This is a genomic window from Streptacidiphilus cavernicola (assembly GCF_042510955.1).
GTDB classification, from domain to species: Bacteria; Actinomycetota; Actinomycetes; order Streptomycetales; family Streptomycetaceae; genus Streptacidiphilus; species Streptacidiphilus cavernicola.
The window spans coordinates 22,004-43,643 of sequence record NZ_JBHFAB010000005.1 but is presented as its reverse complement, the minus strand read 5'-3'; the positions used below and the strand labels follow the sequence as shown (position 1 = coordinate 43,643).

Genomic DNA, 21,640 nt, shown 5'->3' with positions numbered 1-21,640 from the left:
GGGCTCTCCCTTGAGGCGGCGTCAGCGGTGCGGAACAGGGGTGGCTCGCCCAGGAACGTAGTGGTCGCAAGATGTTTCAGCAAGGGTCTGCAACTGTTTTCATTCCGGTGAACCCGGCAGAACTTCCCGATGAACCCCCCGCTGCCGTCGTGTGCCACGGGGGATAGGATCGCCAACGTGTTCGGAGCCGCGCCCGCACCGGGCAAGCGGCTCTTTTGCGTGTACTCCGACCGCCGAGGGAACGGAGGCCGCAGCGCGCGGGCCCGACAAGGGTCGTAGGACTTCAGAGGGATATCGGCTGGCGAATCCCCAACCACAGGGTGATCAGGTCCCGGGAGGCCGCATGGCAGACTACTGCCCCATGGGGGAACCGAAGCGGGACCGCACAGGCGACAGCACCACCACCGCCGCGGTACGCACGTCCGGTTCCGTCGCCCCCGACGGAGCCGCCGCGCGTACCGGCGTCGAGCCTGCCCCCGCCCCGACGTCCGGCGCCGAACCCGCCGCCGGAGCGCCCCGGGGCCTGCGCGGCGGCTGGCAACGCTGCTGGCAGCCCTTGCGTGGACACTTCCACTCCCCCGGCCGTCCGCGGCTGTGGTTCGAGCTGGTGCTGATCGCGGTCAGCTACTGGATCTACTCGCTGGTGCGCAACGCCGTCCCGGAGATGCAGCAGCAGGCCGAGACCAACGCGCTGGACATCTGGCACCTGGAGCAGCACCTCGGCTTCGCCTGGGAGCGGTCGATCAACCACGCCTTCGACTCGGTCACCTGGCTGATCACCGGGATGAACTACTACTACGCGACGCTGCACTTCATCATGACCATCGGCGTCCTGGTGTGGCTGTTCCGCCGCCAGCCGGGGCGGTACGCGGCGGCGCGGCTGGCGCTCTTCGTGACCACGTCGATCGCGCTGCTCGGCTACTACTTCTACCCGCTGGCGCCGCCCCGGCTGATGACCGGCGGCGACTTCATCGACACCGTCGCCAAGCACCACACCTGGGGCTCGATGGCCTCCGGCGACATGGCCAGCGTGTCCAACCAGTTCGCCGCGATGCCGTCGATGCACATCGGCTGGTCGCTGTGGTGCGGACTGATGATCGTCTTCCTGGCCCGACGGCGCTGGGTCCGGGTGCTGGGGCTGCTCTACCCGCTGGCGACGCTGGTGGTCATCGTGGCCAGCGCCAACCACTTCTTCATGGACGCCGTGCTCGGGGCCTGCTGCACCGGCGTCGGCCTGGTCGCCTCCCGGCTGGTCTACGGCCGCTGGGTGTTCGCCTTTCCCCGCGACAACGAGACCCGCCCGCACCTGGGCGGGGCCGCGGACGACAGCACCCCCGACCGCGAGCCGGTCGCCGCGGGGCGCTGACGCCGCGCGGCGGGGCCGCTGCCCGTGCCACCGCCGACGCGCCCCGGACCGCCGGGGCTCACCCGTAGAACAGGTCTTCCACCACGGTCCGGGCCTGGCGGGCCCGCCTGCGGTAGTCGTCCACCATCTCCCCGGCGTGACCGGCCGGGTACCCCAGGTAGCGGGCCACCCCGGACAGCTCCTGCGGGTCGCCGGGAAAGCTGTCCCCGGCCCGGCCGCGGACCAGCATCACCGCGTTCCGCACCAGCGAGGCCTGCACCCAGGCCGACCGCAGCGCCTCGGCCTGCTCCGGGTCGACCAGCCCCGCCGCCACCGCCGCGGTCAGCGCCGCCCCGGTCCTGGTGCTGCGCAGCCCCGGCACCCGGTGCCCGTGCTGCAACTGCAGCAGCTGCACGGTCCACTCCACGTCGGCGAGCCCGCCGGGGCCCAGCTTGGTGTGCGTGGTCGGGTCGGCCCCGCGCGGCAGCCGCTCCGTCTCCACCCGGGCCTTGATCCGCCGGATCTCCCGCAGCTCGGTGTCGCTGACCCCGTCCGCCGGGTACCGCAGCGGGTCGACCAGCTCGACGAACGCCGCGCCCAGCTCCTCGTCCCCGGCCACCGGGGCCGCCCGGAGCAGCGCCTGGCTCTCCCAGGTCCGCGACCAGCGCCGGTAGTACGCGGCGTAGGAGGCCAGCGTCCGCACCAGCGGACCCTGCCGCCCCTCCGGACGCAGATCGGCGTCGATCAGCAGCGCGGGCTCCGTGGACGGCACCTGGAGCAGCCTGCGGACCTCCTCGAACACCGCGCGGGCGGCGTTGCCGGCCTTGGTCTCGTCCGCCCCCGGCGCCGGGTCGTGGACCACCATCACATCCGCGTCGCTGCCGTAGCCCAGCTCCCCGCCGCCGTAGCGGCCCATGCCGATGATGGCGATCCGGGTCGGCAGCGGCTCCCCCGCCCGCGCCTCCCAGGCGGCGGCGCAGGCGGTCAGCGCGCCGCCCAGGGTCGCGGTGGTGAGATCGGTGAGCGCGGCCCCGGACGCCTCCACCGACTCGGCCGGAGTGTCACCCAGACGGCCCAGTACGTCCGCGGCGGATGTCCGGAACAGCTCGCGGCGGCGCACCGAGCGCGCCGCGGCCACGGCGGAGCCGGCGTCCGGGGCCCGGCCGACGGCGGACTGTATCTCCCGCTCCAGGGCCTGCCGGGACCGCGGCTGCAAACCGTTGCGGTCACCGAGCAGGGCGACCGCCTCCGGGGCGCGCAGCAGCAGCTCGGGGGCGAGCCGTCCGGAGGAGAGGATCCGGGCCAGGCTCTCCGCGGTGGCCCCCTCGTCCCGGAGCAACCGCAGGTACCAGGGGGTCGAGCCGAGGCTGTCGGAGACCTTGCGGAAGTTGAGCAGGCCCGCGTCCGGGTCGGCGGAGTCGGCGAACCAGCCGAGCATCACCGGCAGCAGGGTGCGTTGCAGCGCGGCCCGGCGGCTGACCCCGGTGGCCAGGGCCCGCAGGTGGCGCAGGGCATCGGCGGGCGCGCGGTAGCCGAGCGCGGCCAGGCGGGTGCGGGCGGCCTCGGCCGACAGTCCGTTGAGTTCGTCCCCGCCGGTCAGCCCGGTCAGCCCGCCGGTCAGCCCGGCCTCCTCGGCGCCGAGCCGGGCCACCGCGTCCAGCAGCGGGCGGTAGAACAGCTTCTCGTGCAGCCGCCGCACCTCGCGGGCGTGCCGGCGCCACTCCTGGCGCAGCTCCTCCACCGGGTCGGCGCGCAGCCCCAGCGAGCGGCCGAGCCGGCGCAGGTCGTCTTCCCCGGTCGGGACCAGGTGGGTGCGGCGCAGCTGGAACAGCTGGATCCGGTGCTCCATCGCCCGCAGGAACCGGTACGCCGAGTCCAGCGCGGCGGCGTCGGCGCGGCCGACATAGCCGCCGTGGGAGAGCGCGGCCAGCGCGTCCAGGGTGGTCGGGCTGCGCAGGGTGTCGTCCGCGCGGCCGTGCACCAGCTGCAGCAGCTGCACCGAGAACTCGACGTCGCGCAGCCCGCCGGGGCCGAGCTTCAGCTCCCGGGCGACCTCGGCGGCCGGGATCGCCTCGATCACCCGGCGGCGCATCTGCTGCACGTCCGGGACGAAGTTCTCCCGGTCGGCGGCGTGCCAGACCAGCGGGCTGACCGCGTCCAGGTAGGCCTGGCCGAGCTCGGCGTCCCCGGCCACCGGGCGGGCCTTCAGCAGCGCCTGGAACTCCCAGGTCTTGGCCCAGCGCTGGTAGTAGGCGAGATGGCTGCCGAGGGTCCTGACCAGGGGTCCGTTCTTGCCCTCGGGGCGGAGGTTGGCGTCGACCGGCCAGATCACGCCCTCCCTGGTGGTGTCCGAGCAGAGCCGCATCAGCCGGGCCGCGAGCCGGGTGGCGGCCTGGACGGCGAGGCCGTCGTCGCCGCGTCCGCCGCCCGGGTCCGTCCGCGGCTCGGCGACGAAGACCACGTCCACGTCCGAGACGTAGTTCAGCTCGCGTCCGCCGCACTTGCCCATGGCGATCACCGCGAGCCGGCAGGCCTTGGCGGCGGCCGGGTCCTCCTCGGCGGCGATGTCCAGCGCGGCCTGGAGGGTGGCCCCGGCCAGGTCGGCGAGTTCGGCGGCGGTCTGGCCGATCTGGGTGGTCCCGGTCAGGTCCCGGGCGGCGATGCCGAGCAGGCAGCGGCGGTAGCCGGTGCGCAGCAGGTCGGCGCGCGAGGCGGTTCGGTCGGGGGCGGCGACGACGGCGGGCGACGGGTGGGCCGGGTCGGGGCGGGACTCGTCGCCGTGCTCCCAGATGTGGGAGTAGAGGGTGCGCAGGAACTCCTCGGGACCGGGGTGGATGTCGCGCAGCTCGAAGGTGACCAGGGCGTGCCAGTCGCGCGGGTGCCGGGCCAGGTGGTCGCCGAGGGCGGTGCTCGCGCCGAGCACGCCGAGCAGCCGGTCGCGCAGCGGCTTCGCGGTGGTGACGGTGTCCAGCAGGGTGCGGCGGTCGGCCGGGGTGCAGGCCTCGGCCAGCCGGGTCAGCCCGAGCAGGGCCAGGTCCGGGTCGGCGGTGGCGGCGAGGGCGTCCAGCAGCACGGTGTCGGTGGCGTAGTCCGCGAGCACCGGCTCGGCGAGACGGCGCATGGCGGCGTCGGGATCGGTGAAGCCCCGCCGGACCAGCCGCGCGGCGGGGTTGCTGCGCCGCGCGTGGCGGACCGTCAGGTCCGCGGGGGTCGCGCCGTCGGCACCGGTCGCGCCGGTCGCGCTGTTGGCGCCGGTCACGCCGTTGGCGCGGCTCGCGCTCGTCGCGTCGGCCGCGCGACCGCGGCCGTTGCTGCCGTCCGCACTGGACAAGGCGGTTCCCCTCAGACGCCGGTTCGGATGCTGGAACAAGATCCGAGACTACGTGCCACTCCGCCGTTCTTCCCCCCAGAGCCCCCGTGACTCCTCTCCCGGCGCGGCGTTGTCCACGGCGTGTCCCCTGCCCGTACCGCCCCGCAACGCGACCGGCTGCCCTCGCTCACCGGGCTCCGGTTCTGGGCCGCGCTGCTGGTGGTGCTCTACCACCTCAGCCGGGAGTACCGCCCGCTCCCCTGGATCAGCCCGCTGGCCTGGTACGGCCGGGACGGGGTGACCTTCTTCTTCGTCCTCTCCGGCTTCGTCCTGGCCTGGTCTTACGCCGGGGCGGCGGTGCCCGCGCGGGTGTTCTACTGGCGCCGGGCGGTCCGGATCATGCCGCTGCACCTGCTGGCGACCGGCCTGGCCGTGGCGGTGTCACTGGCCCTGGGCGGGGTCGTGCCGCTGCGCGGGGTGCTGCTGTCGCTGCCGCTGCTCCAGGCCTGGGCCCGGAGCACCGCGACCGCCGGGAACTCCGCCGCCTGGTCGCTCAGCGCCGAGGCCTGGTTCTACCTGCTGCTGCCGCTGCTGCTACCGTTCCTGCTGCGCCGCCGCGACCGCGGCCTGGCCGTGCTGGGCACGGTCGCCTGCGGCTGCGGCCTGCTGCTGTGGCTGGCCGGGTGGTACGGCGCGCTGGCCGGGTCGGCCGGGCTGCGCGGCTGGCTGCTGGACTACCTGCCGCTGTCCCGCACCCCGCAGTTCGTCCTCGGCGCGGTCGTCGGCGTCGCCGTGAAGCGAGGATGGCGGCCACCGGTGCCGGTGGGCGCGGCCGTCGCCGCGCTGCTGCTGTGGCACCTCGCGCTGGTCGGCTGGCACGACGCCGTCCCGGACAGCCGCTGGTACGGACCGTACAGCGCCTCGCAGTTGCTGGTGGCCCCGCTGTTCGCCGCGCTGATCGCGGCAGCGGCAGGCCGCGACGCGGACGCGACCGCGCCGACCCGCCCGGCCACCACCGACGCCACCGCGTCCCGCCGACCGCCAGGCCTCCTCGCCGGGGCGTGGATGCGCCGCCTCGGCCACTGGTCCTTCGCCTGGTACCTGGTCCACCAGAGCTGCATGCACCTGGTCGCGGCGACCTACGGCACCCCGCGCAGCCACACCGGCGTCCTGCTCGGCTGGCTGCTCGTGCTCGTGCTGAGCCTGGCCCTGGCCGGAACCCTCTACACCTGGGTGGAGCGCCCGATCGAGGCCCGGATCCGCGGACGCGGCCCCGGCGCGTACACCCCCCACCCGGGCCCGTCCGTCCCCGCGGCCCGGACCCCGTCCTCGCTCGCCCCTACGGCGTCCCCTTCCTCCCGCCGCCGCTGACTCCGGCGAACGCCGAGAACTCCGCCAACTGCGCGGGGGCGAACGCCCGCTTCGGCACGATGTTGGCCATCCGCTTGGTCCGGTGCAGCAGGAACGCCTCGTCGGTCTCCCGGACCATGCTGATCGCCGCCCACGTGATCTGCGCCCGCTCGAACGGTGTGTCGATCTCGAAACCGGCGTCCGTGAACACCAGTTGCGTCGCCTGGCAGAGCCGTGCCGCCTGCCTGCGGACCGCCGTCCGCGGGCCGAGGACGAGCAGGAAGAGGTAGGCCACCCCCAGGAAGCTGCACAGCGCACCGTTGGCGTAGGCCCCGTCGACCAGCAGCAGCACTCCACTGAGCAGCACCACCGCGCAGGCGGACAACAGCACTGCCCGCCTGCCCCGAGCCATCGTGGCGAGGGCCCGTCTGACCTCGTCCGGAGTCAGCTGGTACGACAGTGCGATGTTCATGCGATCACTCCCCGGGCGGCGACAATGCGCGGCATCCTCCCACGTCCGGGACTCACATGCGCGGCTTGTATGCTCGGCACGATTCGCCGCCGATCCGCCGAGCCGAACGAAGGACACCCCGTGGCCGGAGCCGTGTTCATCCGCACCGAGGCCCCCTCGCTGAGCAAGGCCGGGAAGCTCGACGTGCTCGTGGACGGCGAACTGGTCGGCACGATCAAGCAGGGCCACGCGGAACGGTTTCCGGTCACCCCGGGCCCGCACACGGTGCGCGTCGGCTCAGGGGCCGGCCGCTCCAACGTCCTCACCGTAGAGGTCCCCGAGGACGGCACCGCTCGGCTCTCCGCCTTCTCCACCGGCTTCGCCCTCCTCGTCGCCGTCCTCCCGCTGCTCTACGTCGTCTGCTTCATCCCCGGCCTGGTCAACCGCCTCCGCGCCGAAGCCGACCTCGACCTCCCCGATCCAGCCACCGCAGCGGACGGCGCCCCCGGCTCCGGCCTCTGGTGGGAGTCCGACCCCAAACTCGCCAAGCGCTTCCGCAACACCGACGCGTCCTGACCGCGCGACCCTGGCGCCGGACCACTGGAACCGCCGCACGTCAGAATGCTCGGTGGAAATTTCCGTCGAAGGTCCGTCAATGACCCATGTGACGAACTAGGATCACGTCAGCCATCGAGTCGATCTCACGACAGAGGAGCCATGACCCTCGAAAGCCAGATCAACGAGTACCGTCGGCAGATCGCCACGGATTCATATCCGATGTCGATCGGCGAACTCTCCAATCTCTACCGTGACGGCGAGATCGACATCCATCCGGAGTTCCAGCGGATCTTCCGCTGGAGGGACAGCCAGAAAAGCAGGCTAGTCGAGAGCATTCTCCTTGGAATCCCCCTCCCCAGTATATTCGTCGCCCAGAACGAGAAGGGCGTATGGGACGTCGTAGACGGCGTGCAGAGACTTTCGACGATTTTTCAGTTCATGGGGATCCTGAAAGACGATCAAGGGAATCTCTTCGAGCCGCTGGTCTGCACCGATGCTCCTTTTCTGAGGGAGCTTGAGGGTTGTACGTACGAGTCCATCAACGGCACCGATAAATCACTGACCCCCACGCAGCGACTCGACTTCAAAAGAGCTCGCGTGGACATGAAGATCATCAAGCGTGAGAGCGACAACCGGGCAAAGTATGACCTCTTCCAGCGACTGAACTCATTCGGCACGGTGGCGACAGAGCAGGAACTGCGCAACTGCCTGCTCGTGAGTATGAGCAAGAAGCATTTCGACTGGCTGGTAGACGTATCCAGCGACGCTAACTTCCTGGACACACTGGACCTGCCATCCAGGCTAATCGATGAGCGCTATCACATGGAGCTGGCGCTGCGGTTCGTGTTCTTGCGCTCAATCTCTCCGCCAAAGCTGGCCTCAATTCGCAACATCGGCGACTTCCTCACCGAGGAGCTGGTCGACTTTGCGGACTACTCAGATAAAAAGCTCACCGTGGAGATGAAAGTCTTCAAGAAAACTTTCGCGATCCTCATGGAAGCAGGCGGCGCAGAAATGCTACGTCGCTGGAATCACGCCAAGGCAAAGCCCGAAGGATCCTTCTCGCTCTCGGCTTTCGAAGCCCTGGCACTTGGAATTGCCTACCACCTCCCCGGAACCACCCCCACAGCCAGCGGAGTTCGCCTCCGACAGGTGGAGCTCTGGTCTGATCCGCAGTTCTCCGCAGGACACGCCACCGGACTCCGCGGCGATCAGCGGATGAAGAAGGCCATCCCCTTCGGGCGCACGCTCTTCTCCCGGAAGTAGAGAAACAGCTGGTGGATCTGCAGAGGTTCGGCGAAAAGATCCAAAAGAATCTCGCCCAGCGAAAGATCGAGTTATCCCGACTGCGAATCCTTGCTCTCTCGACTCATCCCGACAGAGCCCAGGAATCCCTTCTGTGCAGGGCAGTCGTCGTCTTTTCATACGCCCACTGGGAGGGGTTCGTCAAGAGCTCCAGTCAACTGTACATCGAGCATCTCAATACTCTTCAAATCCCCGTCTTGAAACTCAAGAAACCATTGCAGGCCGCCCACGTTCTCACCTACTTGAGCCAGGCCGGCAACAGTTCGAGGACAAGTGTACTCGGAGAGCTGCTCGAAAAGATCGACACCGACAGGAAGGAGCCGTTCTTCGCAAATCCTGCCAAGTGCATAGCGACCGGAGGAAACCTGTCCTCCGAGGCGTTCAAGGACATCGTGATCGGCATCGGGCTCCCGTACTCCGACGCCTACTCCACCCGTCAGGCCTTCATAGACGAGAAGCTTGTGCACTCCAGAAACCAGGTTGTACACGGAGAGATGATCCCCTTCACGCAGGCCGACGCAGGCGAGAGGCTCGACGCTGTAAGAACTCTGCTGGATATGTATGCAAACCAACTGCTGGACGCTGCACGAGACGGCTTGTATCTGATGACTGAGACGTCACAGCCGAGCGCCCCGCATCGGTAGACTGAATCCACCGTTTCCGCGGGCTAAGCAATCTTCGTCAGGTCTGGCCATGGGTGGCCCTTCTGCATCGTCACTTGCCGCACGGATGCAGCCGCCTGCCGCACCCAACGCGCAACGCGATCACATCCCGTGTTTGACGCGCGTTATGAGACGCATCCGGTTGAGATGCGGTGGCCAGCGAAGGCACTCGCGAATCCTTCGTCCCATCCAAACGCCACCGGACAACCGACCAAGGATCCAATGATGGTCCTGGCCGAGGGGGCGTGTTGCAGATACTGAACAGCGGGAACGTGATCGCGCACGCAGTGCGACCCATCGGTCTGACGGCCCACAGACGGCCCCGGAGCCCGGAACAGACGGGAGGCCAGCGGATTCGATCCGCTGGCCTCTCTTGTTGTCTGTGTCTCGCTCTATGCCCGCTGACCAGTGGTTACAGCACCGGCAGGTTCTTCCGCAGCTCGAAGGCGGTGACTTCCTGGCGGTACTCCTCCCACTCCTGGCGCTTGTTGCGGAGGAAGAAGTCGAAGACGTGTTCGCCGAGGGTGTCCTGGACGAGTTCGCTGGTCTGCATCAGGTCGATGGCCTCGCCGAGGTTCTGCGGGAGGGGCTCGATGCCCATCGCGCGGCGTTCCATGCTGCTGAGGGCCCAGACGTCGTCGTCGGCGCCCGGGGGGAGTTCGTAGCCCTCCTGAATGCCCTTCAGGCCGGCCGCGAGGATCACCGAGTAGGCCAGGTACGGGTTGCAGCCGGTGTCCAGCGAGCGGATCTCGACCCGGGTCGAGCCCTGCTTGCTGGGCTTGTACATCGGCACCCGGACCAGCGCGGAGCGGTTGTTGTGGCCCCAGCAGATGTACGAGGGGGCCTCGCCGCCGGCGCCCGCCGCGCGCTGCGAACCGCCCCAGATCCGCTTGTAGGAGTTGACCCACTGGTTGGTGATCGCGGAGATCTCCGCAGAGTGCTTCAGCAGCCCGGCGATGAAGGAGCGGCCGACCTTGGAGAGTTGGAACTCCGCGCCCGCCTCGTGGAACGCGTTGCGGTCGCCCTCGAACAGGGAGAGGTGGGTGTGCATCCCCGAACCCGGGTACTGCGAGAACGGCTTGGGCATGAAGCTGGCGTGCACGCCCTGCTCCAGCGCCACCTCCTTCATGACCGAACGGAAGGTCATGATGTTGTCGGCGGTGGACAGTGCGTCCGCGTAGCGGAGGTCGATCTCCTGCTGGCCGGGGGCGCCCTCGTGGTGGCTGAACTCCACCGAGATGCCCATCGACTCCAGCATGGTGATGGCCTGTCGGCGGAAGTCGTGGCCGACGCCGCGCGGGGTGTGGTCGAAGTAGCCGGACTGGTCCGCCGGGGTGGGCACGGTGCCGTCGCCCGGGAGGTCCTTCAGCAGGAAGAACTCGATCTCGGGGTGGGTGTAGAAGGTGAAGCCCAGCGCGGCGCACTTCTCCAGCGTCCGCTTGAGCACGTAACGCGGGTCGGCGTAGGACGGGGAGCCGTCCGGCATCAGGATGTCGCAGAACATCCGGGCCGTGCCCGGGGACTCGGAGCGCCAGGGCAGTATCTGGAACGTCGCCGGGTCTGGCTTGGCCAGCATGTCGGACTCGTAGACCCGGGCGAAGCCCTCGATCGCCGAGCCGTCGAACCCGATGCCCTCCTCGAAGGCCTGGTCCAGCTCGGCCGGCGCGACCGCGACGGACTTCAGGAAGCCCAGGACGTCCGTGAACCACAGTCGGACGAACCGGATGTCACGCTCTTCGAGTGTGCGGAGAACAAACTCCTGCTGCTTGCCCATGGCGACAGTCTCACCTCTGATCTTTACGGTTACGTTACGTGAAAGCGGCCACCAGGGGCAGCGCTCCGCGCGCTGACTTGTCCGCTGGTCGCATCATCGCAGATTCACGCCGCAGCGAAAGTCAGTCCACGACCCGACCGAACTGGGTGGGCCAGTAGCCGGTCGACAGCACCGAGATCCGGACGTTCACACCGGGGCGCGGGGCCTCGATGTAGCGGTTGCCGCCGAGGTAGATCGCGACATGGTGGATGCCGGACGCGCGGCTGCTGCTGGACCAGAACAGCAGGTCGCCGCGGCGCAGGTCGGCCGAGGCGATCGGCGCGGTCGCGGCGAACTGGTCCACCGCGACCCGGGGCAGCTTCACCCCGGCCCGCAGGAACGACTGCTGGACCAGGCCGGAGCAGTCGTAACCGTTGGGGCCGTTGCCGCCCCAGACATAGGGCTTGCCCAGCTGGGCCGAGGCGAAGCTGATCGCCGCCTCCAGGGAGGCGGAGCTGGGCGTGTCGGGGGGCGGCGTCGGCTTCGGCGGAGCGGGTGTCGGCTTCGGCGGCGGTGTCGGCTTGGGCGGGGTGGGGGTCGGGGCGGGCGTGCTGCCCTTGGTGTACTGGAGGTAGATGTCGTAGTGGGTGGTCCAGCGCCAGGCGTGGTCGCTGGGCCGCTGGAACCAGTAGCGCTGTCCGTCCCAGCCCTGGTGCAGCGGCGCCCGGGTGGGGGCGGGGGGCGCGGTGGTCCCGCCGGACGACTGGTGCTGCAGGTAGACGGAGTAGTGGCTGGTCCAGCGCCACTCGCCGTTGGAGCGGAACCAGTAGCGGTGGCCGTCCCAGCCGGGCTGGTTGGGGGCCGCCAGCGCGCTCGCGGTGGAGGCGGCGGCCAGGCTCATCCCGGTCCCGCCGACGGTCCCGCCGACGGCGACCAGTGCGGTGGTCGCGGCGGCCCGGACGAGTGGACGGCGCTGCTGGGCCTGCTGCTGGAAGGCCTGGCGCGCGGCGGAGACCTGCGCGGCGGACGCGCAGGGGGTGCAGGGGCAGCGGGCGGCGTCGATGTCGGCGTCGCCGAGTTCTATGAAGGCGGTCATACCTCGCGTGCTCCGTTCAACGATGCGGTCGCAGGGACCGACGCGGTCGCAGGGACCGACGCGGTCGCAGGGACCGACGCGGTCGCAGGAACCGACGCGGTCGCAGGGACCTTGGCGGCGGGGACGGTCGGGGACGCGGGCGCCTGCGGCGTGACGGGCTGGGCCGAGGCGGGCTGCGGGGCCGGGGCCGGAGTCGAGGCCGGGGCCGGGGCCGGAGTCGAGGCCGGGGACGGAACCGGGGTCGAGGCCGGAGCCTGGCCGGACGGCTGCTCCTGGGCCTGGCCCGGCATCTGTGCCGGAGCCCGGCCGGACACCTGGGCCGAGGCACGGGCCAGCGCGTGCGCCGAGGTCGACCCCCGCGACGCCGACCCCCGCGACGCCGACCCCCGCGACCCCGACGCCTGCGCCCGCAGCTCCGCCGACGCAATCTCCGCCGCCGCGACCTCCGCTGACGCCACCTCCGCCGGGGCGCTCACCGCGGGCAGCGTCAGGAACGCTGTGACTAGGTCGCGGACCAGGCCGACCCGGCCCTCGCCGTCGAAGGCCACGCCCTGGTCGTGCTCCAGCCGGGCCACCGCCTGGGCCGCCGTCTCCAGGGCGTCGCCGACGATCACCTCGCGGGTGGCGGCGTCGAGTTCGGCCAGCCGCCGGCGCCGCAGCGCCGCGGCGAACTCGCCGGTGTAGTCCAGGGCGACCGCCTGCGCCGAGTAGACCGCGAGGCCGACCGGCGCGGCCTCCGCGCTGAGCAGCCGGGTCAGCTCGCCGTCCAGCCACTGGCCGTCGCGCAGGGACGGGCCGGGGCTGGCGAAGCTGTCGCACGGCAGCGTCCCGGTGACCCGCCGCACCGCGGCCTCGGTCGCGGCGGCGAGGTAGGCGCGGTGGTCCTGGACCGCGAAGCGGGCCCGCGCGGTGTCGCGGACGGCCCAGACCAGCAGCACCTCGACCTGCACCGGCGAGCCCTCGCGGTCGGTCGCGGCGATCGGCTCGCTGCGCCAGTGCCGCACCCGCACGTCCACCGTGTGCCGCTTGAGCATCGGGTTGACCCAGAGCAGGCCGGTCCGCCGGATGGTGCCGCGGTAGCCGCCCCAGCGGCTCAGCACCCTGGCCGTGCCGACCGGGTTGGCGATCAGGCCGAGCAGCGCGACCGCGCCGACCACGGCGCAGTAGCCGAGCAGCATCCTGGGCTCCAGCAGCCGGGTGTGCGGCAGCCGGTGGGTGAACGCCCATGGCCGGAGCGCCACCAGCGCGGCGCTGCCGAGCGCGCCGGCCAGGACCAGCAGCCCGATCCAGCCGGGGAGCACGAACCGGGCCGGACGCTCCCTCAACTCGGTGTCGGCCCGGGGCGGACGGCGGACCGCGCGCTCGGCGTCGTCCGCGGCGGCGGTGCTGCCGCGCCGGGCGGCCCTGCCGCTGCCGCGCTGGTCGGTGCTGGTGCTGCTGCGCTGGTCCACGTGGATGGTCTCCCTCTGCGGCTCGGCGGCACTTCCTGACTGAACGTATCTTTATATCCGACAAATCGTCAACAGAGGGACATTGCACCCGTATCAGGGGTGTCCCCCCGATCCCGGGTACCGGAAACCACGTCCGGCCCACCCCGACCCCCCATAGCGTCGGATAGACGATTACGCTGGACCCGTGTCCTACCTACGCCTCGCGCTGAACCAGATCGACACCACCGTCGGCGACATCGCCGGGAACGGCGACCTCGTCGTCCGCTGGACCAGGCACGCCGCCGAACAGGGCGCGCACCTGGTGGCCTTCCCGGAGATGGCGCTCACCGGCTACCCGGTCGAGGACCTGGCCCTGCGGCCCTCCTTCGTGGACGCCTCCCGGGCCGCGCTGCTCGCGCTGGCCGAGCGGCTGCAGACCGAAGGCCTCGGCTCGACCGCCGTCGTGGTCGGCTACCTGGGCCGCTCCACCACCGCCTCGGCGAAGCTGGGGCTGCCGGTCGGCTCCCCGCAGAACTGCGCGGCGCTGCTGCACGAGGGCAAGGTGGTCACCCGGCTGGCCAAGCACCACCTGCCCAACTACGGCGTGTTCGACGAGTTCCGCTACTTCGTCCCCGGCGACACCCTCCCGCTGGTCCGGCTGCACGGCGTGGACGTGGCGCTGGCCATCTGCGAGGACATCTGGCAGGACGGCGGCCGGGTGCAGGCCGCGCGGCAGGCCGGGGCCGGGCTGCTGCTGGTGGTCAACGCCTCCCCGTACGAGGCGAACAAGGACGACACCCGGCTGGAGCTGATCCAGAAGCGCGCCGCCGAGGCCGGCTGCACCCTGGCCTACGTCAACCAGGTCGGCGGCCAGGACGAGCTGGTGTTCGACGGCGACTCGGCCGTGGTCACCGCCGCCGGGGAGGTGCTGGCGCGGGCGCCGCAGTTCGAGGAGGGCTGCCTGCTGCTCGACCTGGAGCTGCCGCGGGCCACCGCCGAACCGCAGGGCAGCCACTTCGTCGCGGACGGCCTGGAGGTCGTGCACACCGTCCTCTCCGAGGAACCGCTGCCGGAACCCGCCGAACGGGTGACGCCGGGTCAGTCCCCGCGCCTCGGCGAGGAGGAGGAGATCTACGGCGCCCTGGTCACCGGGCTGCGCGCGTACCTCCACAAGAACGGCTTCAAGTCCGCGCTGATCGGCCTCTCCGGCGGCATCGACTCCGCGCTGGTGGCCGCGCTGGCGGTGGACGCGGTCGGCGCCGAGAACGTGCACTGCGTGTCGATGCCGAGCGCCTACTCCTCCCAGCACTCCCGCGACGACGCCGCCGAGCTGGCCCGCAGAACCGGGCTGCACTTCCGCACGGTGTCCATCGCGCCGATGTTCGACGCCTACATGGGCGCGCTGGGACTGACCGGCCTGGCCGAGGAGAACCTGCAGTCGCGGCTGCGCGGGACGATGCTGATGGCGATCTCCAACCAGGAGAACCACCTGGTGCTCGCCCCCGGCAACAAGAGCGAGCTGGCCGTCGGCTACTCCACCCTCTACGGCGACTCGGTCGGCGCCTACGGGCCGATCAAGGACGTCTACAAGACGCTGATCTTCCGGCTGGCGCGCTGGCGCAACCAGGCCGCGGTCGAGCGCGGCGAGACCCCGCCGATCCCGGAGAACACCATCAGCAAGCCGCCGAGCGCGGAGCTGCGCCCCGGCCAGGTCGACACCGACTCGCTGCCGGACTACGACCTGCTGGACGCGGTGCTCACCGCCTACGTCGAACGCGACCTGGGCCGGGCCGGGATCCTGGCCGAGGGCTACGACCCGGCGGTGGTGGACCGGGTGATCCGGCTGGTCGACACCGCCGAGTACAAGCGGCGGCAGTACCCGCCGGGCACCAAGATCTCGTCCAAGAACTTCGGACGGGACCGCCGGCAGCCGATCACCAACCGCTGGCGCGAGGCGCCGTAACCAGCAACGGGGCGGCAGGCCGGGCTCAGAGTTCGATGCGGGCCGCGATCGGGAGGTGGTCGCTGCCGGTCCGCGGCAGGGTCCAGGCGTCGGTCGGCTTCACTCCCCTGGTCATGATCTGGTCGATCCTGGCCATCGGCAGCGAGGCCGGCCAGCTGAAGCCGAAGCCGGACCCGGCCGAGCCCTGGGCCGAGCGCATCTGCGAGGTGACCGGGGCCAGGCTGCGGTCGTTCATGGTCCCGTTGAGGTCGCCGAGCAGCACCACCCGGGACAGCTTCTCGGCGGCCAGCGCCTGCCCCAGCGCCTGGGCGCTGTTGTCGCGCTGGTTCGCGGTGAAGCCGGCGTCCAGGTTCACCCGCACCGACGGCATGTGCGCCACGTAGACGGCGACGGCGCCGTGCGGGGTGTCGACGGTGGTGCGCAGCGCCCGGGTCCAGCCGATCTTGATGTCCACCGGGCCGCTGTCCGAGAGCCGGTCCTTGGACCACAGCCCGACCGTGCCCTCCACCACGTGGTACGGGTACTCGGCGGCCAGGTCCTGCCGGAAGGCGTCCAGCTCGTGCCCGGCGGACAGCTCCTCCAGCGCGATCACGTCCGGCTTGGCGGCCTCCAGCACCGCGACCGTCCCGGCGATGTCGGTGTTCGAGGCGTTGACGTTGTGCTGGACCACGGTGAAGTCGTACGGGCCGCCGCTCTTGTCGGTGAGCAGTGCTCCGAACAGGTTGCCCCAGGCCAGCACCGGCAGCAGCAGCGCGACCAGCGCCGTCGCCGACCGGCGGACCAAGCCCAGCACCAGCAGCACCGGCAGGGCCAGCGCGGTCCACGGCAGGAAGGTCTCCACCAGGCTGCCGAGGTTGCCGACCCGGTTGGGGATCTCCCGGTGGAACAGCAGCACGCAGGTGACCAGCAGCGCCAGCGCCGCCAGGATCCAGCCGCGGCGCCAGGCGGACTTCCCGCGGGAGTCCCGTCCCCAGCCGCGCACCCCGGGGATGCGCGAGCGCGCCGCGCCCGCGGAGGTCGCCCCGGGCTGGGCCTGAACCTGTGGAGCCTGTGCCATGTGCCTACCCAACGTGCCGTTGCGTCCCTGATCCCACCCTATGGGGACAAGGACGTGCGACCCGGTCGAACAGGTTCCGACTTGCGGTGGAAAGTCCGATCTACACAGGATCCGCGTCCGCCCCGATGTCCGCCCCGGCCGGGCCCAGGCCCTGCAACAGGGTGTCGACGATGGTCGCCGACAGCGTCGGGTCCTCCAGCGGCGCGCCCGGACGGAGCAGCGTCCGGGACAGCATCGGTCCGACGACCAGTTCGCCGAGCAGGTCGAGGTCCACGTCGCCGCGGATCTCGCCGCGCTCGACGCCGCGGGCCAGCAGCCGCCGCATCCGCTCCCGCCGGGGCTCGATCACCTGCTCGTGGTAGCGGCGGTGCAGCTCCGGCAGGTGCTGCACCTCGTGCGCGATCAGCGCCAGCGAGGACTGCGAGCGCCGGGCCAGACCGGACCGGCGCAGGAACTCCAGCGCGGCCACCAGGGCGTCCCTGACCGGGCCGTCGAACTCCGGCGGCTCCGGCTCGTCCACCCGCCGCAGCACGTCGAGCAGCAGCTCCTCCTTGTTGGGCCAGCGGCGGTAGATGGTGGCCTTGCCGACCCCGGCCTCACCGGCGATGCCCTCGATGGAGAGCAGGGCGAGCGGATACCCCTGGTCGAGCAGCCGGAGCACCGCCCCGATGATCGCCTGCTCGGCCGCCTCGCTCCGGGGGCGGCCCCGGCGCGGGGCCGCCGCCTCGGCCGCCGCTTCCTCGTTCGTGCTGGTCACCCCCCTATCCTGCCGTCTCTTCCTTACCCGGCCGACCGGGGAGGAAGGACACCGCCACGACCGCCCCGAGCACCGCGACCACGGACGAGGCCAGCGCGGTCACGTGCATGGCATGGACGAAGGCGTCCTTGGCCGGGTCCACCAGGCCCGCGGCCCGCGCGCCGACCTTGTCGACGATGCCGAGAGTGCCCTCGATGGACTCCCCGGCCGGAGCGCGCAGCGGCGCCGGCAGCGCGGAGAGCTTGTCCTGGATGCCGTCGCGGTAGCTGGTGGACAGCAGCGCGCCCAGGATCGCCACCCCGAGCGAGCCGCCGACCTGCCGGAAGGTGTTGTTGACCGCGGAACCGGACCCGGCCTTCTCGCGCGGCAGGCTGGACATGATGGTGACCGTCGCGGGCGGCATCACCAGGGCCATGCCCACGCCCTGGAAGAAGGCCAGCACCTCCAGCACCCAGATCCCGGTGTCCCGGCCCAGCAGCAGGAACCCGGCGAAGGTCGCGGCGATGGTGAGCATGCCGGTGGTGCAGGTCGCCCTGACCCCGATCCGGTCCACCACGAGCCGGGCCCGCGGCGAGACCAGCAGCTGCGCCACGGCCAGCGGCAGCAGCAGCAGACCGGCCTGCAGCGCCGAGTAGCCGCGCACGCTCTGCAGGTAGAACACCGAGAAGAAGGTGACCCCCATCAGCGCGAAGAAGGTCAGCCCGATCGCGGTCACGGCCGCGGAGAAGTGCTTGTTGCGGAACCAGCCGATGTCCAGCACCGGGTGCCGGCTGCGCAGCTGGTAGAGCACGAACCCGGCCAGCACCAGCAGGCCCACCAGGATCGGCAGCCAGGACTGGACCACGGTGAAGTCGGCGACCTGGCCGCCCTTGATGATCCCGTAGATCAGCGCGACCAGGCCCACCACGGACATCAGCACGCCCAGCGGGTCCAGCTTCCCCGGGTTGGGGTCGCGCGAGTCGGGGACCAGCCAGACCATCCCGACCAGGGCCACGGCCACGATCGGCACGTTCACCAGGAACACCGAGCCCCACCAGAAGTGGGCCAGCAGCAGGCCGCCCGCGATCGGGCCGATGGCGATGGCCAGGCCGACCGCGCCGGACCAGATGCCGATGGCCTTGGGCTGCTCCTCGCGCTCGAAGACGTTCATGATGATGGCCAGCGTGGCGGGCAGCACGAACGCGCCGCCGAAGCCCATCGCGGCCCGGTAGCCGATCAGCTCGCCCGGCGAGTGCGCCATCGAGCAGAGCAGCGAGCCCGCGCCGAAGATCACCATCCCGAACAGCAGGGTCTTCTTGCGGCCGAGCCGGTCCCCGAGCAGGCCCGCGGTGAACAGCAGTCCGGCGAAGACCAGGGTGTAGGAGTTGATCGCCCATTCCAGCTGGCTCTGCGTCGCGCCCAGGCCGACCGGGGCCGGAGTGGCGATGGTCTTCATCGCCACATTGAGGATCGAGTTGTCGAGCACGACGACGAGCAGGGCGAAGATCAGGATGGTCAGGATCGCCCAGCGGCGCCGGTGGACGGCCTCGGGGACCCGGCGCGCGGCGGTGGCGGCGGGGGATGTGGTGGTCATGGCGGACACGCTACCGCTCTTTTCGATACGGAACCGTCTCGTATCGTAAATCTTCGGCAACGATGTCCGCCGCCGGGTCGGCCCCGCCCCTTTGCGGCGGAGCCGCCACGTGTCAGCATGGAGGTGATCCGGGGACGCCCTCTGCGGCGCCACGAGACGACACCAACAGGAGACCAGCCATGCAGCACGGTTCGCTTCCGCCTGCCCCCACGCCTTCCGCCGCCGACCCCGCCACCGGGACGCCCGCGGCGCCCGCCGCGAAGGCCCCCGCCGAGAAGGCCCAGCAGTCCCTCTACGGCGGTGTCACCTCCCGCCGCGTGACCGTCCGCGACCTGGCCGGCGCCAAGCGCCGCGGCGAGCGCTGGCCGATGCTCACCGCCTACGACGCGCCGACCGCTGCGATCTTCGACGAGGCCGGCATCCCGGTCCTGCTGGTCGGGGACTCCGCCGGGAACTGTCACCTCGGCTACGAGAACACCGTCCCGGTCACCATGGACGAGATGGTGATGATGTCCGCCTCGGTGGTCCGCGGCACCAAGCGCGCGCTGATCGTCGCCGACCTGCCCTTCGGCTCCTACCAGGAGTCCCCGCAGCAGGCCCTGCACAACGCGGTCCGGCTGATGAAGGAGGCCGGGGTCGGCGCGGTGAAGCTGGAGGGCGGCGAGCGCTCCGCCGCCGCGACCGAGCTGATGGTCCAGGCCGGCGTGCCGGTGATGGCCCACCTCGGGCTCACCCCGCAGTCCGTGCACGCCTTCGGCGGCTACCCGGTCCAGGGCCGCGGCGACGAGGCGGCGCACCAGCTGCTCCGCGACGCCAAGACCGCCGAGGCGGCGGGCGCGTTCGCGCTGGTCCTGGAGGCCGTCCCGGCCGAGCTGGCCGCGCAGGTGACCGCGTCCCTGCACATCCCCACCGTCGGCATCGGCGCCGGGGCGGGCTGCGACGCCCAGGTCCTGGTCTGGACCGACATGGCCGGGCTGACCGGCGGCCGGGTCCCCAGCTTCGTCAAGCAGTACGCCGACCTCCGCAGCACCCTCGGCGACGCCGCCCGCGCCTTCTCCGCCGACGTCATCGGCGCCGCCTTCCCGGCCGAGGAGCACACCTTCCACTGACCGCGCGAGCACCGACGGAGCGCTGACGGGGTTGACGGAGCCCTGACGGAGCCCTCCCCCGGACCGACGGACGCCTGACGGCGGCCCGGGGGAGAGTCGGGGCATGACAGTGAGCGCAGGGAGGACCCCGGCCGTCGTGGTACGGGGGATGGTGAAGCACTACGGGGAGACCAAGGCGCTGGACGGCGTCGATCTCGATGTGCAGGAGGGGACCGTCCGGGGGGTGCTCGGGCCGAACGGGGCCGGGAAGACCACGCTGGTGCGGATCCTCTCGACGCTGGTGAAGCCGGACGCGGGGACGGCCGCCGTGGCCGGGCTCGACGTGGAGCGGCAGCCGCGGCAGCTGCGCCGGGCGATCGGCCTGACCGGGCAGTACGCCTCGGTGGACGAGCTGCTCTCCGGCTACGAGAACCTCTACCTGATCGGGCGGCTGCTCGACCTGTCCGCCAAGGGGGCCAAGGCCAGGGCCGGTGAGCTACTGGAACGCTTCTCCCTGACCGACGCGGCCAAGCGGCCCGCCAAGACCTACTCCGGCGGGATGCGGCGACGGCTCGACCTCGCCGCCTCGATGATCGGCCAGCCGCGGGTGCTGTTCCTGGACGAGCCGACCACCGGCCTCGACCCGCGGACCCGCAACGAGGTCTGGCAGGAGGTCCAGCGGATGGTCGGCGAGGGCTCGACCGTGCTGCTGACCACCCAGTACATGGAGGAGGCGGAGCAGCTCGCGCACGACCTGACCGTCATCGACAAGGGCCGGGTGATCGCCGACGGCAGCGTCGGGGCGCTGAAGCGCCAGGTCGGCGGACAGACCCTGACCGTCCGTCCGGCGGTCGCGGATCAGCTGGACGAGATGGTGTGCCGGCTGGCCGGGCACGGGGCGAAGGCGATCGACGGCGGGGTGGCGCTGCCGGTCGGCGGCGAGGAGCAGCTGACCGCGGTGATCGCGGAGCTGGCCCGCGGCGGGTTCGCCGTCGCCGGGATCGAGACCCGGATGCCGAGTCTGGAGGAGGTGTTCCTGACCATCACCGGCACCGGAACGCCTGAGCGTCAGGACGTGCCGGAGCAGAAGCAGATGGAGGGTGTGCGATGAGCGCCACGACCGTACGCACGTCGGTGCGCCCGCTGCCGCCGCTGGAGGACCAGCGGATCAGCCCGCGGGCGACGCTGACCCACATCGGCGCGCTGACCCGGCGCAACCTGATGCGGATCAAGGCCGATCCGGAGTCGATGATCGACGTCCTGCTGATGCCGATCCTGTTCACCACGCTGTTCGTGTACGTGTTCGGCGGCGCGGTGTCCGGGAACCAGACCAACTACATCCAGTACATGGTCCCCGGGATGCTCGGGCAGATCGGCATCTCGCTGGCCATGGCCGTCGGCACCGGGCTGAACTCGGACTTCAGCACCGGGGTGATGGACCGCTTCCGCACCCTGCCGATCGGGCGCGCCTCGGTGCTGGTCTCCAAGCTGGTCGCGGAGAGCCTGCGGGCGCTGGTGTCGCTGGTGATCCTGATGGCCTTCGCGATGCTGCTGGGCATGAGAGTCCACACCGGCCCGCTGCAGCTGCTGGCCGCGCTGGCGCTGGCGATGGCCTTCGGAGCGGGCATGGTGTGGGTGTCGATGCTGCTGGGGATGGCGCTGAAGAACCCCCAGGCGGTGCAGGGGGTCGGCATGCTGATCGTGATGCCGCTGCAGTTCGGCAGCTCGACCTTCGCGCCGACCAGCACCATGCCGGGCTGGCTCCAGTCCTTCACCAAGGTCAACCCGCTGTCCGCGCTGGCGGATTCCAGCCGGGCACTGATCAACGGCGGGTTGCCGGTGCTGCATCCGGCGCTGGAGGTGCTGGCCTGGTCGGTGGGACTGACCGCGGTGTTCGCGCCGCTGGCGGTACGGAAGTTCAAGAAGCGCACCTGACCGGCCG

The 21,640-nt window shown here is 71.2% G+C and carries 17 protein-coding genes; 9 read left to right on the top strand and 8 right to left on the bottom strand.

Going from position 1 to position 21,640, the window contains the following annotated elements; translation table 11 throughout:
• The first annotated feature begins 361 nt into the window (after positions 1-361).
• Positions 362-1,366 carry a phosphatase PAP2 family protein gene (locus ACEZDE_RS08345; protein ID WP_380534071.1) on the top strand — a complete coding sequence of 335 codons (1,005 nt, stop codon included), beginning with the start codon at positions 362-364 and terminating at the stop codon, positions 1,364-1,366.
• A 58-nt stretch (positions 1,367-1,424) separates the two neighbouring features.
• Here ACEZDE_RS08345 and ACEZDE_RS08340 read toward each other — a convergent pair whose 3' ends face one another.
• Entirely contained in the window at positions 1,425-4,544 is a 3,120-nt protein-coding gene (locus ACEZDE_RS08340; protein WP_380534555.1) for a bifunctional [glutamine synthetase] adenylyltransferase/[glutamine synthetase]-adenylyl-L-tyrosine phosphorylase, read from the bottom strand.
• A 252-nt stretch (positions 4,545-4,796) separates the two neighbouring features.
• Between ACEZDE_RS08340 and ACEZDE_RS08335 the strand changes: the two genes are divergently transcribed.
• Complete coding sequence (locus tag ACEZDE_RS08335) at positions 4,797-6,026, top strand: acyltransferase family protein (protein ID WP_380534069.1); 1,230 nt, start codon at positions 4,797-4,799, stop codon at positions 6,024-6,026.
• Here ACEZDE_RS08335 and ACEZDE_RS08330 read toward each other — a convergent pair.
• Positions 5,995-6,477, bottom strand: coding sequence for a YcxB family protein (locus ACEZDE_RS08330; protein ID WP_380534067.1), 483 nt, complete (start codon positions 6,475-6,477; stop codon positions 5,995-5,997). The two genes, ACEZDE_RS08335 and ACEZDE_RS08330, sit on opposite strands and share 32 nt — an antisense overlap.
• A 120-nt stretch (positions 6,478-6,597) precedes the next feature.
• Here ACEZDE_RS08330 and ACEZDE_RS08325 point away from each other — a divergent pair, with 120 nt between their 5' ends.
• From ACEZDE_RS08325 to ACEZDE_RS08315, 3 genes are all read left to right on the top strand, one after another.
• Positions 6,598-7,032 carry a hypothetical protein gene (locus tag ACEZDE_RS08325; RefSeq protein ID WP_380534065.1) on the top strand — a complete coding sequence of 145 codons (435 nt, stop codon included), beginning with the start codon at positions 6,598-6,600 and terminating at the stop codon, positions 7,030-7,032.
• A gap of 141 nt (positions 7,033-7,173) precedes the next feature.
• On the top strand, positions 7,174-8,280 hold the full coding sequence (locus ACEZDE_RS08320) for a DUF262 domain-containing protein (protein ID WP_380534063.1): 1,107 nt from the start codon (positions 7,174-7,176) through the stop codon (positions 8,278-8,280).
• A gap of 11 nt (positions 8,281-8,291) precedes the next feature.
• Positions 8,292-8,963, top strand: coding sequence for an MAE_28990/MAE_18760 family HEPN-like nuclease (locus ACEZDE_RS08315; protein ID WP_380534061.1), 672 nt, complete (start codon positions 8,292-8,294; stop codon positions 8,961-8,963).
• A 430-nt stretch (positions 8,964-9,393) separates the two neighbouring features.
• Here the strand turns inward: ACEZDE_RS08315 and ACEZDE_RS08310 are convergent, their stop codons facing one another.
• The 3 genes from ACEZDE_RS08310 to ACEZDE_RS08300 form a co-directional block, all read right to left on the bottom strand.
• A complete protein-coding gene (locus tag ACEZDE_RS08310) occupies positions 9,394-10,755 on the bottom strand; it encodes a glutamine synthetase family protein (RefSeq protein ID WP_380534059.1) in 1,362 nt (453 codons plus the stop codon).
• A gap of 121 nt (positions 10,756-10,876) precedes the next feature.
• On the bottom strand, positions 10,877-11,830 hold the full coding sequence (locus tag ACEZDE_RS08305) for a C40 family peptidase (protein ID WP_380534057.1): 954 nt from the start codon (positions 11,828-11,830) through the stop codon (positions 10,877-10,879).
• Positions 11,827-13,281 carry an SPFH domain-containing protein gene (locus ACEZDE_RS08300; protein WP_380534055.1) on the bottom strand — a complete coding sequence of 485 codons (1,455 nt, stop codon included), beginning with the start codon at positions 13,279-13,281 and terminating at the stop codon, positions 11,827-11,829. Before ACEZDE_RS08300 ends, ACEZDE_RS08305 begins: the two co-directional genes overlap by 4 nt.
• 184 nt (positions 13,282-13,465) lie before the next feature.
• Between ACEZDE_RS08300 and ACEZDE_RS08295 the strand changes: the two genes are divergently transcribed.
• A complete protein-coding gene (locus ACEZDE_RS08295) occupies positions 13,466-15,223 on the top strand; it encodes an NAD+ synthase (RefSeq protein ID WP_380534052.1) in 1,758 nt (585 codons plus the stop codon).
• Positions 15,224-15,248: 25 nt separating this feature from the next.
• Here the strand turns inward: ACEZDE_RS08295 and ACEZDE_RS08290 are convergent, their stop codons facing one another.
• From ACEZDE_RS08290 to ACEZDE_RS08280, 3 genes are all read right to left on the bottom strand, one after another.
• Positions 15,249-16,280: an endonuclease/exonuclease/phosphatase family protein gene (locus tag ACEZDE_RS08290; RefSeq protein ID WP_380534050.1), complete on the bottom strand. Its 1,032-nt coding sequence runs from the start codon at positions 16,278-16,280 to the stop codon at positions 15,249-15,251.
• Between the two features lie 100 nt (positions 16,281-16,380).
• Positions 16,381-17,037 (bottom strand): TetR/AcrR family transcriptional regulator, encoded by a 657-nt coding sequence (locus ACEZDE_RS08285; RefSeq protein ID WP_380534048.1) that lies wholly within the window; start codon positions 17,035-17,037, stop codon positions 16,381-16,383.
• Positions 17,038-17,041: 4 nt separating this feature from the next.
• Positions 17,042-18,610 carry an MFS transporter gene (locus tag ACEZDE_RS08280; RefSeq protein ID WP_380534046.1) on the bottom strand — a complete coding sequence of 523 codons (1,569 nt, stop codon included), beginning with the start codon at positions 18,608-18,610 and terminating at the stop codon, positions 17,042-17,044.
• Positions 18,611-18,789: 179 nt separating this feature from the next.
• Here ACEZDE_RS08280 and panB point away from each other — a divergent pair, with 179 nt between their 5' ends.
• From panB to ACEZDE_RS08265, 3 genes are all read left to right on the top strand, one after another.
• Positions 18,790-19,719 carry a 3-methyl-2-oxobutanoate hydroxymethyltransferase gene (panB, locus tag ACEZDE_RS08275; protein WP_380534044.1) on the top strand — a complete coding sequence of 310 codons (930 nt, stop codon included), beginning with the start codon at positions 18,790-18,792 and terminating at the stop codon, positions 19,717-19,719.
• 103 nt (positions 19,720-19,822) lie between these two features.
• Complete coding sequence (locus ACEZDE_RS08270; RefSeq protein WP_380534042.1) at positions 19,823-20,809, top strand: ATP-binding cassette domain-containing protein; 987 nt, start codon at positions 19,823-19,825, stop codon at positions 20,807-20,809.
• Positions 20,806-21,633: an ABC transporter permease gene (locus tag ACEZDE_RS08265; protein WP_380534040.1), complete on the top strand. Its 828-nt coding sequence runs from the start codon at positions 20,806-20,808 to the stop codon at positions 21,631-21,633. Before ACEZDE_RS08270 ends, ACEZDE_RS08265 begins: the two co-directional genes overlap by 4 nt.
• Positions 21,634-21,640: the final 7 nt, after the last annotated feature.